Source organism: Nannocystis sp. RBIL2 (assembly GCF_026626745.1).
In the GTDB taxonomy this organism is placed as follows: domain Bacteria; phylum Myxococcota_A; class Polyangia; order Nannocystales; family Nannocystaceae; genus Nannocystis.
Map to the genome: position 1 here is coordinate 1384062 of NZ_JAPNJW010000001.1, position 15228 is coordinate 1399289.

The 15228-nt window shown below is 73.4% G+C and carries 10 protein-coding genes; 8 read left to right on the top strand and 2 right to left on the bottom strand.

Annotated features, from left to right (window positions below):
• Positions 1-120 precede the first annotated feature (120 nt).
• The 3 genes from OV090_RS05470 to OV090_RS05480 are packed head-to-tail and all read left to right on the top strand — an operon-like array spanning position 121 to position 4558.
• Complete coding sequence (locus OV090_RS05470; RefSeq protein WP_267702411.1) at positions 121-2082, top strand: LysM peptidoglycan-binding domain-containing protein; 1962 nt, start codon at positions 121-123, stop codon at positions 2080-2082.
• A complete protein-coding gene (gene glp / locus OV090_RS05475; RefSeq protein ID WP_267702412.1) occupies positions 2079-3479 on the top strand; it encodes a gephyrin-like molybdotransferase Glp in 1401 nt (466 codons plus the stop codon). The genes OV090_RS05470 and glp overlap by 4 nt, the downstream gene beginning before the upstream one ends.
• Positions 3476-4558: a pseudouridine synthase gene (locus OV090_RS05480; protein WP_267702413.1), complete on the top strand. Its 1083-nt coding sequence runs from the start codon at positions 3476-3478 to the stop codon at positions 4556-4558. Before glp ends, OV090_RS05480 begins: the two co-directional genes overlap by 4 nt.
• Positions 4559-5097: 539 nt before the next feature.
• Here OV090_RS05480 and OV090_RS05485 read toward each other — a convergent pair.
• Entirely contained in the window at positions 5098-5703 is a 606-nt protein-coding gene (locus tag OV090_RS05485) for a hypothetical protein (protein WP_267702414.1), read from the bottom strand.
• Between the two features lie 134 nt (positions 5704-5837).
• Between OV090_RS05485 and OV090_RS05490 the strand changes: the two genes are divergently transcribed.
• The 3 genes from OV090_RS05490 to OV090_RS05500 all read left to right on the top strand — a co-directional run bounded on the left by OV090_RS05490 (position 5838) and on the right by OV090_RS05500 (position 10502).
• Positions 5838-6665 carry a PP2C family serine/threonine-protein phosphatase gene (locus tag OV090_RS05490; protein ID WP_267702415.1) on the top strand — a complete coding sequence of 276 codons (828 nt, stop codon included), beginning with the start codon at positions 5838-5840 and terminating at the stop codon, positions 6663-6665.
• 384 nt (positions 6666-7049) lie between these two features.
• Positions 7050-8723 (top strand): hypothetical protein, encoded by a 1674-nt coding sequence (locus tag OV090_RS05495; RefSeq protein WP_267702416.1) that lies wholly within the window; start codon positions 7050-7052, stop codon positions 8721-8723.
• Between the two features lie 282 nt (positions 8724-9005).
• Entirely contained in the window at positions 9006-10502 is a 1497-nt protein-coding gene (locus tag OV090_RS05500) for a ferritin-like domain-containing protein (RefSeq protein WP_267702417.1), read from the top strand.
• Between the two features lie 52 nt (positions 10503-10554).
• On the opposite strand, the gene OV090_RS05505 is transcribed toward OV090_RS05500, so the two are convergent.
• Positions 10555-10848 (bottom strand): hypothetical protein, encoded by a 294-nt coding sequence (locus OV090_RS05505; RefSeq protein ID WP_267702418.1) that lies wholly within the window; start codon positions 10846-10848, stop codon positions 10555-10557.
• A gap of 156 nt (positions 10849-11004) precedes the next feature.
• On the opposite strand from OV090_RS05505, the gene OV090_RS05510 reads away from it, so the two are divergent.
• Both OV090_RS05510 and OV090_RS05515 read left to right on the top strand, forming a co-directional pair.
• A complete protein-coding gene (locus OV090_RS05510) occupies positions 11005-11529 on the top strand; it encodes a hypothetical protein (RefSeq protein WP_267702419.1) in 525 nt (174 codons plus the stop codon).
• A gap of 139 nt (positions 11530-11668) precedes the next feature.
• Positions 11669-15136 carry a serine/threonine-protein kinase gene (locus OV090_RS05515; protein ID WP_267702420.1) on the top strand — a complete coding sequence of 1156 codons (3468 nt, stop codon included), beginning with the start codon at positions 11669-11671 and terminating at the stop codon, positions 15134-15136.
• Positions 15137-15228 lie beyond the last annotated feature (92 nt).

A 15228-nucleotide genomic window follows, 5' to 3' on the forward strand; every position in this document is an offset into this window, starting at 1 on the left:
TGGGCGGCGATGCGAATGCGACCAGGTCCGGATCTGCGCGGGCGCCGCAAAACCGCCTATACGCCCTTCTGGAGGGGGATTGGCGGGCTTGCCACGGCGCTGTGGCTGGCCGTTGCAGGTGTGGCTCACGGCGCACCGGTCGACGAACGCGAACGGATCGGGCCCCTCGAGGTCGCCGGCGGCGGTCGCGACCAGGTGCGTGGTGGACGGCCTGACGGCGCCACGATCCACGAGACGCACGCCTCGCGGGCGGTCGACGCGGACGCGGCCGCGCGCGAGGACCTCGCCAGCTTCGAGCGGGGCGTGCTGGCCGGCACACCGCGCGCGACGATCGAGAAGACCGCGCCCGAGAAGTGGATCGCCGCGCTCGCCCTGCCAGAGCTGCCGATCCGCTACGGCGCGAAGTTGGTCGAATACTTGCGTTTCTTCAAGGACGACGCCAAGGGCCAGGCGCTGATGCGCGGCTGGCTGCGGCGCATGAACCGCTACGAGCACGTCCTGCGGCCGATCCTCAAGGAGGTCGGCGTGCCCGAGGATCTGGTGTTCGTCGCCATGGCGGAGAGCGGCTTCCAGCCGCACCGCCGCTCGCGCGTGGGCGCCGCCGGCCTGTGGCAGTTCATGGAGCCGACCGGCAAGGTGTACGGCCTCGAGCAGAACTACTGGGTCGACGAGCGGCACGACATCGAGCGCTCGACCTACGCCGCGGCCGCCTACCTCAAGGACCTGCGGGTCCGCTTCGGCTCGTGGGAGATGGCGCTGGCGGCCTTCAACGGCGGCTACGGCCTGGCGATGACCGCGATCTCGCGGGCCAACAGCAACAACTTCTGGGCCCTGTGCGAGATCGAGAGCGGCCTGCCGCACGCGACCACGCTCTACGTGCCGAAGATCCTCGCCGCCGCGCTGGTCGGCCGCAACCGGGCCGCGTTCAAGCTGGGGCCTGACCTTTCGGACAGCTTGCCGCCGCTCCACTTCGTCAAGGTCGACGTCCCGCCGGGCACCGCCCTCAGCGCCGTGGCCAAGGCGATCGACGAGGACCCGGCGCTGATCGAGGAGCTCAACGCCCAGCTGATCCGCAAGCGGACCCCGCCCGGGCGCAGCTATCCGGTGCGGATCCCCAAGGCCAAGCTGGCCGCGTGGGAGCGCGGCGGCGTGCGCGACGGCGCCGGCGGCGACCACATCCAGCACGTCGTCGCCTACGGCGAGACCGTCGCCACCATCGCCCAGCGCTACGGCGCGACCGAGGTCCAGCTGCGCAAGCTCAACGGCCTCGAGGACAACGGCGAGCTCGAGCGCGGCATCGTCCTATTGGTCCCGCGCGGCTCGGCCGCCGCGGCACCTGCCTCTACGGACAGGTTGCTCGTGCCGGCGCCGAAGGTCGCAGTGGCCGCCGACCAGCGCCTCGTCTTCTTCGTCGTCGCCCGCTCGACCACCCCGCGCGGCCTGGCCGACGCCTTCTCTGTCCCGTGGGACAGCATCGTCGCCTGGAACGACCTCGACCCGCAGGCGCGGCTGCAGCCGGGCCAGGTGCTGCAGATCGTCGTCCCCAAGGCCTTCGACCCCAAGGCGGCCAAGATCGTCGTGCTCGAGCAGAGCGCAGTCGACCTGGTGATCCGCGGCTCGCGCGAGCACCTCGAGGCCGGCCTCAAGCAGCGCGGCCTGGTGCGGCGCGGCTACAAGACCCGCAAGGGCGACACTCTGGAGAAGATCGGCAAGCGCTTCGACCTCACCGACGGCGACCTGGCGCGCATCAACGGCATCGACCGCAGCCACGATCCGGCCGCCGGCGAGCTGCTGGTCGTCTACGTCAAGTCGGGCGAGACCCGCGGCACCGTCGACGCGCCCGCCCCGCGCGGCAACGCCGGCCCCGCACCCGACGACCTGCGCGCCGACGTCGCCGCCGAGGACGTCGACGCCACCCGTTACGCCGCCACCGCCGACGACCCGAGCGCCGCGTCCGCCGTCGACAACCCCGTGCCCTCGACCGAGGAGACCAACTCCCTCCCGGGCAAGCGCGGCTGGTCGAAGCGCGGCAAGCACAAGACCACGCCGCCGAAGAAGAGCAGCAAGAAGAAGACCGGATGACGGCCGACGACCTCGAGCTCGCGGACGCCCTCGCGCGCGTCCTGTCCGCCTGCGCTCCCCTGCCGGGCGAGCGCCGGGCGCTGCCGGCCGCCCGCGGCCGCGTCCTGGCCGAGGCGCTGCACGCCCGCTGGGCCATGCCCGGGGCCGACGTCAGCACCATGGACGGCTGGGCGGTGCGCGCCGCCGACCTGTCCCCGGGGACAGCCAGATTCGGCGCGGATGGCCGCATCGACATGTCCCCAGGGACAGTGAGCGCCATGTCCTCCGGATCAGCGGGCGCGGGCGGCCGCGCCACGGGCCGGCCAGCCGGCGACCTGTCCTCGGGGACAGCCGCCAGCCCCATCGCTACGGGTCGCACCGACCTGTCCCCCAGGACAGCCGAGGTCGAGCTCGCGGTCCTCGGCGAGAGCGCCGCCGGCCACCCCTCCGCCGCCGTGGTCGGGTCCGGCCAGGCCATGCGGATCTCCACCGGCGCCGTACTGCCGCCCGGGGCCGACGCGGTCGTCGCCCAGGAGGACGTCCGGCGCCAGGGCGAGCGCCTGTGGATCGACCTCGGGCGCGCGGGCGAGATCCGGCCGGGGCACTTCGTCCGCCGGGCCGGCAGCGACCTCACGGCCGGCGTCGAGATCCTGTCCCCCGGGACAGCCCTGCGCCCCGGCGACCTCGCCCTGGCGGCCGGGGCCGGTCACGCCGACGTCCTGGTCCACCGGCCCCCGCGGGTCGCCGTCCTCTGCACCGGCGACGAGCTGGTCGACATCGGCTGTCCTCCGGGACATGGCCAGGTGGTCAGCAGCAACGGCCTCATGCTCGCCCTCCAGGCCGAGGCCGCCGGCGCCGAAGTGCGCGACCTCGGGCGCGTCGGCGACGAGCCGGAGGCGCTGCGCCGGGCCCTCGCCGACGCGGCCGCCAGCGCCGACGTCGTCCTCGTCAGCGGCGGGATCTCCGTCGGCGACCACGACCTCGTGTGGCCGGCCCTGCTCGCGCTCGGGGCCGAGCCGATCTTCCGCCGCGTCCGCCTGCGCCCCGGTCGGCCGCTGGCGTTCGCCCGCCTCGGCGACGCGCGGGTGTTCGCCCTGCCCGGCAACCCGGCCAGCACCTACGTCGGCTTCGAGCTGTTCGCGCGCCCCGCCCTGCGCCGCCTGGCCGGCCACCTGCAGGTCGAGCGGCCGCGCCGGCGGGTCGTCCTCGCCGCGCCCGCCGAGGGCGCCGGGCGCCGCACCCACTGCGTCCGCGCCCGCCTGGTCGACGGCCGCGCCGAGCCGCTGCCGAGCCAGGTCTCCGGCGCGCTCACCTCTTTGCGCGGCTGCGACCTCCTCGTCCTCGTCCCGCCCGGCCCCGGTCTGCCCGCCGGCGCCGAGGCCGACGCGCTGGTCCTCGCCGACCCCGGAGTCGAATGACGCGCCCCAGGACAGGCCCCAAAGACCTTGTCTCTTCGGACAGGTCCGAGAAGACATGTCCTGAAGATACATCCGAATCCAGGACGCTCGAGGGCACGGCGAGGAACGGCGGCCCCGAAGACTCCGCGGCCGCCCCCGAGCTCCCCGACTCCCACCCGACCATCACCACACGGCTCGCCTGCATCGCCGACCCCGAGGACGAGGGCGCCCGGGCCGACGTCGTCCTCGGACGGCGCATCCCGGGCCTGTCGCGGCGGGTCGCGCGGGAGCTCGCGCTGGCCGGGCGCCTCACCGTCGACGGCGAGCGGGCCCCTCCGTCGCACCGCGTCCGCGCCGGCGAGCGCCTCGAATTGGCGGCCCCGGCCGCGCCGGTGGTCGCCGCTCCCGGCCCCGAGCTGCTCGTCGCCACCGACGCGTTCGTCTACGTCGTCAAGCCGGCCGGCCTGCACACGCACCGCCTCCGGCCCGACGATCCGCCCGCCCTGGCCGACCGCGTCGCCGTCCGCTTCCCCGAGTGCGCCGGGGCCGGCCTCGACGCGCGCGAGGGCGGCGCGGTCCACCGGCTCGACCGCGGCACCTCGGGCGTCGTCGCCTTCGCCCGCACCCGCGCCGCCTTCGTCGCCGCCCGCGACGCCTTCGCCGCCGCCCGCGTGGGCAAGCACTACATGGCCGTCACGACATGTCCGTTCGACCATGTCTGGCCGCCGCCGCCCGACGCCTGGATCGCCGCGGTCAGCCCCACCGCCGTCGAGGTCCGCGCCCCGCTCGGCCCCGGCTTCGGCCGCGATCGCATGGCCGTGCGCCGTACCGGCCAGCAGGCCCTCACGCGCGTGGAGCCGCAGGGTCCGCCGGGCCCGCGGCGCCTGTGGTCGCTCGAGCTGGCGACCGGCCGGCGCCACCAGGCCCGCGTCCACCTCGCCTGGCTCGGCCTGCCCATCCTCGGCGACGAGCTCTACGAAGGCGAGCTCGCCGATCGCCTGTACCTGCACGCGCTGCGCCTCGACCTCTCGGCCGCGATCGCCGGCGAGCTCCCGGTCACCGCCCCCCTGCCGCCCGAGTTCGCCGCGGCGATCGGCTGAGCGCGACGAAGACCGAAGCTGACCCGCAACGCCTCGACCGCTCGAGGCTGTTGCGGGTCACGCCTACGTTCTTGCGCTCACTCTACCGTCTTGCTGCATCGAGGCATCCACCTACGCTCTTGCTGCATGAGCACTCCTACGCGCTTGCACCCCTTGCTGCATCGAGGCGCCTACCTGCGCTCTTGCTGTAGGAACACCCTACGCGCTTGCACTCACTCTACGCCCTTGCGCTCACTCTTCTCCCTTGCTGTATGAGCCATCCGCCTACGCTCTTGCGCGCTCGCCTACTCCGTTGCTGCATCCAGTCTCGGACATCGCAGCCTACGCGCTTGCGCTCGTGCCACGCTCTTGCTGCGTCGAGCACCCAACTACGCGCTTGCGCCCACTCTACTCCCTTGCTGCATCGAACCTCGAACATCGCAGCGCTGCATGAACCATCCACCTACGCCCTTGCGCCCCCTCTACTCTCTTGCTGCCGAAGAGCTGCCCCTTCCTACCCTCTTGCCGCCCGCAGCCCACGCCCATCACCAGCCCCCGCTCTACCCCTCGCCCACCGCCCGATACGCCCCGAACACATAATATTTCGGCCGCGCATCGAGCCGCACGTGCAGCCACGGCACCGCGCTCCCCGACGTGCTCAGCCACACCGGCGCCGGGCTGCGCTGCCACGCCTCCTCCAGCGCCGCGCCCACCGCCTGCCAAAGCGCATCGATCTGCGCCGCAGGACCCCCGCGGAGAAACGCAGCCAGGTGGCCGTACGTCGCGTGTTCCGTCAGCGGCCGGGGCACCACCAGAGTCGCATCGCCGCCGAGGTTGGCGAACGTCCGGACCGCGGGGCCGTCCGGCTCGAGGTGTTCCGCGAACGCTGTCGGCGACGGCGCTGCGCGGGCCAGGTGGGGAGCGGACACCACCACCATCTCGAACGGCCGCGCAGTCGACCTCGCCGACACCCCCGGCGTCTCCCAGAAGAACCCCGGATAAGGGCTCGCGGCCAGCGTCTCGGTGAGCGCCGACCGCAGCCCTCGATCTGCGCGCAGACCGGCCGCAAACGCCGCCCAGGACACCGCCGTATCGCCTGATGACAACCGATGCCGGCGCGTCTCGGCGCCCACGGGCTCGCACCTGAACTCGAAGCGATCCGTCACGCCGCGATCGTAACACGCGCGCCGCCCGGCTGACCGATCGGACAGGCGCTGACTGGCGCGCGCGGCGACCGGTCGCTCGTGGCCTGCGCTTCAGAAAGCTCGGTGACACCGGCGCGCGGGTGTATGCTGCGAGCATGCGAACCCGGCACTTCGGCGCGACCGATCCTGGGTTGCGGCGGAGCCACAACGAGGACGCCTTCCTCGCCGACGAGCGGCTCGGCCTCTTCATCGTCTGCGACGGCGTCGGCGGCCGCGCCTTCGGCGAGGTCGCGGCGCAGGAGACCGTCGAGATCATCTGGGAGTGGGTCAAGCGCGAGGCGGAGACCATCGCCGTCGCGGCCGACGAGGCCCGGCTCGCGCGGCGCGTCGTCGTGCACGCGCGGCCCCTGGCCGGCCCGCCGGTGTGGGTCTCGCCCGACACCGTCGCCCGGCTCGGCGCCATGATCCGCGGCGCCCTGCAGAACGCCTGCTATCTGGTCCACGGCATGGCCGAGGTCGACGCCAACTACTCGGGCATGAGCACCACCGCCTCCGTCGTCCTCGTCGCCGGCGAGCTGGCGATCGTCGGCCAGGTCGGCGACTCGCGCGTCTACCTCGCGCGCGGCGACGACGTCCACCAGCTGACCGAGGACCACACCTTGCTCAACATGCAGGTCAAGCTGGGCCTCGTCAGCCCCGAGCACGCGCGCGGGCGCAAGAGCTCGATCACCCGCGCGATCGGCCTGCACGACTTCGTCGAGGTCGACATCCTGGCCTTCCCGCTGCAGGTCGGCGACCGCTTGCTCCTGTGCTCCGACGGCCTGCACGAGTACCTCGACAGCGCCGACACCTTGACCGACCTGTTCCAGCTCGACGCCCGCGACGCGGCCCCGGCCGCCGTCGCCCACGCCAACGCCTGCGGCGGCAAGGACAACATCACCGCCCTGTTCGTCGAGCTCCTCGACAGCGCCCCCGGCCCCTGACGTCTCGCGCGGATCGATCTCGCAGACCCCCTCTCGAGGCCCGCAAGCTCCGCACAACCGCGGGCCTGCAGCTGAGGTCGCCGGCGCCGCGACGACCACCTGTCTCTTTCACCAGCTTCATTCTTCGCCGCTCTCGCCGACCCGCGTCGCCCGTCATGGACCGCGTTCGCCGCCGGCTCCCGGGTGCGACGCAATGTAGGGACATGTCCGCGGGGACAGATCCCGTCCGCGCGTCGGCGCGCACCTCCGCGGGTCTCCAGCGGACGCGGCCGTGGCGTGCAGCCGCGTACGCCTCTTCTCATCGCCGGCGGATGGGGCTGAAATGGCGGGACCATGCGTCGCGCCCTTACTCCCGCTACCCTCGCCTTGCTCGGACTCGTCCTCATGCCTGCCTGCGGCGACCACGGCGGCGCGACCACCGAGGGCGCGAGCGAGACCACCGACAGCACCGGCTCCACCACCGACGCGACCACGGCCGCGCCCACCGGCGACCCGCCGACCTCCTCGACCACAGTGGAGCCGACGTCGACCACCATGGGGCCGACGACCGAGCCGGTGACGGGCACCACCACCGAGACCGGCACCACCACGGTCGACACCGACACCACCACCGGCGATCCCGCAGCCCTGTGCGATCGGCTCGGCGGCGAGGTCGGCGTCGGCGAGCTCGTCGACGGCGCGCTCGGGGTCGTGCTGAACGACGACAGGGTCAACGGCTACTTCCTCAACAACGACGTCGACGGCGGCAACCTGCGCGCCTGTCTGATCAAGCAGCTCGGCCAGGTCGCCGGCTGTGCCGGCGTCGCGTACGACTGCCTCGACATGAAGACCGCGCACGCCGGCCTCGGGATCTCGACCGACGACTTCATGGACTTCGCGCTCGACTTCTCGACCGCCCTCGACACTCACCAGGGCGCCCACCCCGACCTCGGCGACGACGACAAGACCGCGATCCTCGGCGCCCTCGGCGAGCTCGCGCCCGACATCGTCGAGGACGCCACCAGCGACGCCACCGTCTACCAGCGGATCGGTCGCAAGCCGGCGATCAAGAGCCTCGTCGGCGCGCCCGGCCAGGCCGGCTCGTTCGTCGACAACGTCGCCCTCGACGTCGCCATCAACGGCTTCTTCGCCGCCGCCGAGTTCGAGCGCCTCAACACCTGTCTCACGCGCCAGGTCGGCGGCATCGACGGCCCGACCCGGTACGGCCTCGAGGTCGACGCCCCGCCCGGCATCGACCCCGGCGTCGGCGTCGGCGACGAATGCAAGACCATGGCCGCCGCCCACGAGGGCCTGGTCGACGCCAACGACATGGTCGGCATCGACATCAACGACTTCGGCGCCCTCGTCACCGACCTCGTCACCGCCATGGAGACCGCCGGCGTCGCCGCGCCCGACCAGGACGCGCTCCTCGGCGTTCTCGGGCCGATGTGCGAGGACATCCTCGCCCCCGAGTTCAAGAACCAGTGCCCCGGCGCGAGCAAGACCGAGACGGTCGAGGCCTTGAACCTCGCCACCTCGATCCCCGACGACACCTACGACGGCTCGCTCGCCAGCATGGCCTGCGCAGTCCTCGTCGTGCCCGACGACGGCCTCGACTTCGTCGCCGCGGTCACGCTCACCGTCGCCGCCGACCACACCTTCGTCGGCGACCTCGTGATCAAGATCCAGGGCCCCGACGGCACCATCAGCACCATCCTCAGCCGCGCCGGCCTCGTCGAGGGCGTCGACGGCCAGGGCGATTGCTGCGGCGACAACTCCAACATCAGCCAGTCGAACCCGCTGACGTTCAAGAACGGCGGGGCCACCGACGCCGAGCAGATCGGCGCCGCCATCCCCGGCACCAACGACATCGTGTGCGTCGACGAGCAGCCGCCGATCGCCTGCGAGTTCCACCCCAACCCCGGCGCCGGCCCCGGCATGGACCTGGACGACTTCCTCGGCTTGACCACCAAGGGCACCTGGCGCGTCTGCATCGGCGACGCCGGCGGTGGCGACACCGGCACTTTGCACGGCGTCACCCTCGCCATCGACAAGGTCAAGTACGACCCGACGCCCTGAACCCTTCCGCGAGCGCCGCGACGGCCGCGATGCTCCGGCCGTCGCAGTTCAGCGTCGCGTCGTCCAGCGCCGGATTCGACGGACCATCACGTAGGTCCGCGCGGCGCGTTCGCGAACGTCGCTCGCGCCGCTGCTCGCCGCGCCCGGGAGACGGCCAGCCCGGGGGCCGCGCCGACGATCCTGCGAAAGGCCGCCAGCGCTCGCCCCGGCTCGCTATCACTCCGCATGCCGACGCATCGCGCGGGCTTGACGGGAGTAGCGGCGCCCGCTGTGCTGATGTCGATGATCCCGCTGCGCACCCGCCTCGACCTCGCCCCGCTGTTCGCCGCTCTCGGCTGGATCGCCGCCTGCGGGCCCACCAAGGGCGAGACCGAGTCGACCGCTGAGCCCGCCACCTCGACCGCCACGACCACGACCACGAGCACCGGCGCGCCCACGAGCGGCACGACTGCGCCGACCACCGGCGAGCCCGCCGCGTGCCCCGGCGAGCTCACCCCGTTGCTGCAGGCGGACGTCGAGCCGCCGGCGCCCTCGGGCTACGTGCGCTGCGACGACGGCATCGTCCACCGCGCCGAGAAGCTCGAGTGCCTGGTGCCCGCGACCCCGTCGAATTGCCCGGCCGACGCCGCGCCGGGCGGGTGCCTCAGCAACGACGATTGCACCGAGCTGCCCTTCGGGACATGTCGCGAGAGCATCATCCTCGGCGGCCTTTTCGCCACCGAGACCGGCGGCTCCGGCCCGACGTGCGAGTGCGAGTACGGCTGCCGCACCGACACCGACTGCCCCGAAGGACAGATCTGCCGCTGCGCCGGCGACGGCCTCGGCACCTACACTCGCTGCATCGCCGCCGACTGCACCGCCGACGCCGACTGTCCCGGCGAGCTGTGCGGCGTCGCGGGCGGCGCGTGCTCCGACGGCCTCGTCCACGCCGCCTGCACCACGCCGCAGGACGAGTGCGACGGCCCCTCCGACTGCGGCGGCAACCTGTGCGTGATCGAGGACGCCCGGTGGATCTGCAACAACGTCGATTGCGGTCGCCCCTTCATCGTCGACGCGGCCCCCGTGACCGCGCCCGCGGCCGCGCGCGACGACTGGCGCGGCCTCGTCGCCGTCCCCGCCGGCGAGCCGGTCCTGCGCGCCCGTCTGCGCGCGCACTGGACCGCGATCGCCCTGGCAGAACACGCGTCGGTGGCCTCGTTCGCGGTGTTCGTCCTGCAACTGCTCGCAGTCGGCGCCCCGCCGACGCTGGTGAGCGACGCCCAGCGGGCGATGGCCGACGAGATCGAGCACGCGCGGATCGCCTTCGCGCTGGCCAGCCTGTACGAAGGGACAGGTGTCGGGCCCGGCCCGCTGCCGGTCGGCCGCCCGCACATCGCCGCCGACCTCGACGCAGTCGTCGCCGCGGTGATCGCCGAGGCCTGCGTCGCCGAGACGCTCGCCGGGCTCGAGCTGCGCGAGGCCGCGGCCCAGGCCGAGGACCCGGCGCTGGCCCGCCTGCTGGCGCGGATCGCCGCCGACGAGCAACGCCACGCCGAGCTCGGCTGGCGCTTCGTGCAATGGGCCCTGAGCGAGGCCGGGGCCGACCGCGGCCGCGCCGAGGCCTGCTTCGCCGCCGCCCTGGCCAGCGCAGAAGCTGCCGCGGAGGACATGTCCTCAAGACCAGGCGACCCCGAGCTCCGCAGCCACGGCGTAATCGATGCCCCGCTGCGCGCAGCCGTGTGGCGCCGCGCCCTCGACGGCCTGGTCCGCCCCGCGGCCGCCCGGCTGTGCGCCGCGTGACCCTCGCATCGTCGCCTACACACGAGCATGGCCGCCGCGCGGCCACCCCTCGTCACGGCGAGAACATGCCCAACGCCACCACCCCGGCGCCTTCCCCCGGCACCCAGCCGCGGGCCAGGGCATCACGCGCGAGCGCGGCGATCCGCGACGGCGCGATCGGCACGACCTCGGCGCGCCACGCATCCTCGACATGCGCCTGCACGATCGCCCCGGTGCGCGACGCGTGGGCCAGCGTCACAGTGCATTCGTCGCAGTGTTGACAATTCCGCAGCCCGCGCCGACGCACCCACCAGAGCAGCTCGTGGCCGTCCACGACGATCGCTCGACTCCCGCGCCGCGCCAGCATGATTCGAAGGGTGCCGCCGCGACGGCCCGGTGGTCAAGCCGGCTGGTTCGACCCGCCAGGGCGAACGCGAACTCGCTTGGTGTTCGATCTCGAGATGCGGTCCGTCGCACCATGATCATCTGCCACGGCCCTCCTGCGTGGCATCATGCTGCGACCATGAAGCGCCGCATCGACCCCAGCCAGCTGCGGGCCCACGCCCAGCGCGGCGCCCCGCGGGTGCCCGACGCCCTCGCGCGCTATCGCAGCAGTCTGCGCCGGGGCGAAGCCGGCGACGATCCGTTCCCGCGCGGCCGCTATTGTCTCGACTTCGAGCTCCCGCGCGCCAGCGATTTTTGTGAGATGCGCGTGCGGGACCTCTACCACGCCCTCATCCCCTGGCTGGCCCACGATCTCGTCGAGCGGCCGCAGCCGTGGATCGACCTCATCGCCTTGGTGGACGAGCTCGTCGAGCGTGAGGACGACTGGTACGCCTGGTCCGCGCCGTGGCCGCTGGCCGACCTGCGCCTCGTCGTCGACGAGGTCGCCGGGTTGCTCGCCGAGCAGCCCAATCCTTGCGCCCGTCAATGGCTCGGCGACATCGACTACGAGCACCTCGGTCCCAAGTTCGCCGGCCTGCGCCAGGACCTCGCTGCCCACGCCGCTGAAATCACCGAGGTCCTCGTCAACGTCCACTGGTGGTAATTCCATGACGCGATGCCGCGGCCTGCCCGCGGCCGCGGACCAGGCAATGACAGGACCCCGCCTGCTCGCTGAACCGCGGTGGCCAGCGCAGCACGAAGGTGCGACCATCGCCTCGGCCACGCGGGGGACGAAGCACGGCATGGCGCACAGCAGCGAGCGCGGGACGCACGAGCCAGCGGCCGGCCCCGACATCCAGCCTCACCCGCTCGGCGACGCGCACACCCTCGCCGCACCGACTCCTGGCTCTGACGAGCGCCCGACCTCGCCCGGACGCCACACGCCGCCGCTCCCGCAGGTCGCGCGCGACGCCTACGTCGTCGGCCAGGAGGTCGCGCAGGGCGGCATCGGCCGCGTCCTGTGGGCCCGCGATCGCCGGCTCGATCGCCCGGTGGCGATCAAGGAGCTGCTGGTGTGGAACGAGCGGCAGGAGCGACGCTTCGTGCGCGAGGCGCTGCTCACCGCGCGGCTGCAGCACCCTGCCATCGTGCCGATCTACGAGGCCGCGCGGTGGCCCGAGGGCGCGCCGTTCTATGCCATGAAGCTGGTCTCGGGCCGCACGCTCGCCGATCTGATCGCCCACTGCGAATCATTCAGCGAGCGGCTCGCCCTCCTGCCTCACGTCCTCACTGCCGCCCAGGCCGTCGCCTACGCGCACAGCCGGCGCATCATCCACCGCGACCTCAAGCCCGCCAACGTCCTCGTCGGCGAGTTCGGCGAGACCGTCGTGATCGACTGGGGCCTCGCCAAGGACCTCGCCGAGGACGAACCGACCACCGAGACCGTCGCGCAGGCGCCCAGCGACGGCCTCACGATCGACGGCGCAGTCATGGGCACCCCCTCGTACATGCCGCCCGAGCAGGCCGCAGGCCTCGCCGTCGACGAGCGCGCCGATGTCTACGCCCTCGGCGCGATGCTCTACCACCTGCTCGCGGCCGTCCCGCCCTACCGCGACGCCCCGCACGCGCTGCGGCTCCTGTCGATCCTCGAGGGTCCGCCGCGGCCGCTCGAGCAGCTCGCTCCGCAGCTGTCCGACGAGCTGGCCGCGATCGTCCACAAGGCCATGGCCCGCGAGCCCGCCGCTCGCTACCGCAACGCCGGCGAGATGGCCGCCGATCTCGAGCGCTTCCAGACCGGCCGGATCGTCGCCGCCCACACCTACTCCGCGCGCCAGCTCCTGCGCCGCTACTGGCAGCGCCACCGCCCCGCGCTGTCGATCGCCGCCGCCGCGCTCGTGCTCGTCGCCGCAGTCGTGTTCGCCGCCTTCGTCAAGACCGACCGCGCGCGCCGGTTCGCCGAGGACAAGCAGCGCGAGGCCGTCGACGCCTCGCGCGCGGCCGAGGCGGCCCGCCACGCCGCCGAGGACGCGCGCGCCCAGGCGACAGCCCGCGCCGACGGCATCACCCTGTTGCAGGCCCAGGACGCGCTGCGCCGCGATCCCAACCAGGCGCTCGCCTGGTTGCGCACCCTCTCCCCCGAATTCGCCGACGCTGCCCGCGTGCGCCGGATCGCCGCCGACGCCGCGGCCCGCGGCCTCTCGCGCGCCTTCCACGGCCACACCGAGTACATCAATCGCTTCGGCGTCTCGCCCGACGGCGCCCGCTTCGTCACCGCCAGCGACGACAAGACCGCTCGCGTGTGGGACATCGCCAGCGGCCGCGCGCGCGTCCTCGCCGGTCACGGCGACGAGATCTGGAACGCCCAGCACTCGCCCGACGGCGCCACCATCGCTACTGTCTCGAAGGACAGCACCCTGCGCCTGTGGGACGCCGACACCGGCGCCCTGCGGGCCACCTTCGCCGCCTCGCCGACCCGCCAGCTGGTGATGCGCCCCGACGGCGCGATCCTCGGCTGGCACACCACGAGCGGCCCGGCCTGGCGCTTGCGGCCCGGCGCCGCCGCGGTCGAGCTGCTGTCGCCCCTCGACGAAGCGCCGCGCTGGTCGAACCTCTCGCTCGACGGCCAGCGCCTCATCGTCCAGCCGCAGGCCGCCGAGGCCTACGTGCGCGACGTCGACGGCACCACGAAACGACAGCTCCCCGGCACCAGTGGCGCGCCCGGCAGGTGGATCCTCGACCACCACGGCGACTTCGCAGTCCACCTCACCCCGGAGTCGGTCGCGCTGTGGGACCTCGCCACGATGACGCGAAGGCCGCTCGACGTCGGCTCGCACTCGCGGCGGGCGGTCTTCTCGTCCGCCGGCGATCGGTTCGCCTTCGCCGTCGGCGCCGACATCGTCGTCCACGACCTCCGCACCGGCGCCCTCGTGCGGCGACTGGTCGGTCACGAGGGTCCGGTCCAGATGTTCGCCTTCTCGCGCGACGATCGCCGCCTCATCTCCGGCGCCGTCGATCGCACAGTGCGGACCTGGAACCTCCGCTCCGGCCAGAGCGAGGTGTACGCCGGCTTCGACGGCATCGTCACCGAGGTCGAGCTGCTCGCCGACGACCGATCGATCCTCGCGGTCTCGAGCGTCGGCGAGGTCCGTCTGTTCGAGCCGCGCCGGGCCGGCCGGATCGTCACCGATCACGCCGCCCCGACCACCGGCCTCGCTCTCTCGGTCGACGGTCGCGCCGCCTCGATCGACGATCGCGGCCGCTTGCGAATCAGCGACCTCGACGGCCGCCTGCTCGCCGAGCACGCCGTCCCCCGCGCGCCGCAGCTCCACCTCGTCACCGCCCCCGACGGCCGCAGCTTCGCCGGCCTCGCGCGCGCCTGGGTCACAGTCGCCGACGGTCGCCACCCCGACCGCCAAGCCCCACCTGCGACCCTCCTGTTCGGCAGCTTCGACGCAGTCGCGCCGACTCGCGTCGAGCTGCCCGCGGCCGCGCTCGAGCTCGCGTGGCTCGTCGACGGCAACGCCGTCGTGGTCGCGCTGGTCGACGGCACCACCTTGCAGATCGATCCCACCGCCACGCTCGTCGAGCGCGCCCGCTTCGCCGCGCCCGCGACCAGCCTCGCAGTCGCGCCCGACGGCGCCTGGCTCGCGCTCGGCAGCGAGGCCGGCGAGCTGCGTCTCGTCGACCTCGCCACCGGCCAGCGCCGCGACCTCGAGCCCCATCAAGAGCGCGTCACCGCCCTCGCCTTCTCCGCCGATTCGTCACGGCTCGCCAGCGGCTGCGCCGACCACACCGCCCGCCTGTGGCGCGTGCAGGACGGCAGCTTCCGCGCCTTCGACGTGGGGGGCCACGGCGTCGAGCAGCTCGCCTTCTCGGCCGACGGCGCCGAGCTTATCCTCCTCAGCGGCGGCGAGACGCACCTGCGTCGCCTGAACGTCGAGACAGGTGCCCAGCTCGCCCCGCTCGCCGGCCCCCTCGGCAAGCTGCTCGGCTTCACCCTCGCCGCCGACGGCCGCCGCCTGCTCACCCACGGCGCCGACGGGGCCGTCCGCCTCATCGACCTCGCCGACGGCGAGGGCCGCACGCTCGCCGGCCACACCCAACCGACCAGCGGCACCGGCTTCGCCGCCGGCGGCCGCACGATCGTCACCCTCGGCCTCGAGGGCACCCTGCGGGTCTGGCCCGACGACCTGCCCGAGACCATGCCCGAGCTGCGAGCCTGGCTAGAGACCGCCACCCCGGAGCGCCTCCCCCCGCGCCGCAGAAAATGAACCTGTCCCTCGAGACATCCAGGGGCGCCCCTCGCTGGGCGTGCCGGGTGTTCACAGGCCGCAATCCTCCACCTGTCCGTCTGGACACCCTC

Excerpts from the sequence above, each read along its gene's own strand:
- OV090_RS05500 (WP_267702417.1), top strand. The coding sequence starts at position 9,006 with ATGATCCCGCTGCGCACCCGCCTCGACCTCGCCCCGCTGTTCGCCGCT.
- OV090_RS05505 (WP_267702418.1), bottom strand. The coding sequence starts at position 10,848 with ATGCTGGCGCGGCGCGGGAGTCGAGCGATCGTCGTGGACGGCCACGAG.
- OV090_RS05515 (WP_267702420.1), top strand. The coding sequence starts at position 11,669 with ATGGCGCACAGCAGCGAGCGCGGGACGCACGAGCCAGCGGCCGGCCCC.
- OV090_RS05480 (WP_267702413.1), top strand. The coding sequence starts at position 3,476 with ATGACGCGCCCCAGGACAGGCCCCAAAGACCTTGTCTCTTCGGACAGG.
- OV090_RS05495 (WP_267702416.1), top strand. The coding sequence starts at position 7,050 with ATGCCTGCCTGCGGCGACCACGGCGGCGCGACCACCGAGGGCGCGAGC.
- OV090_RS05510 (WP_267702419.1), top strand. The coding sequence starts at position 11,005 with ATGAAGCGCCGCATCGACCCCAGCCAGCTGCGGGCCCACGCCCAGCGC.
- glp (WP_267702412.1), top strand. The coding sequence starts at position 2,079 with ATGACGGCCGACGACCTCGAGCTCGCGGACGCCCTCGCGCGCGTCCTG.
- OV090_RS05490 (WP_267702415.1), top strand. The coding sequence starts at position 5,838 with ATGCGAACCCGGCACTTCGGCGCGACCGATCCTGGGTTGCGGCGGAGC.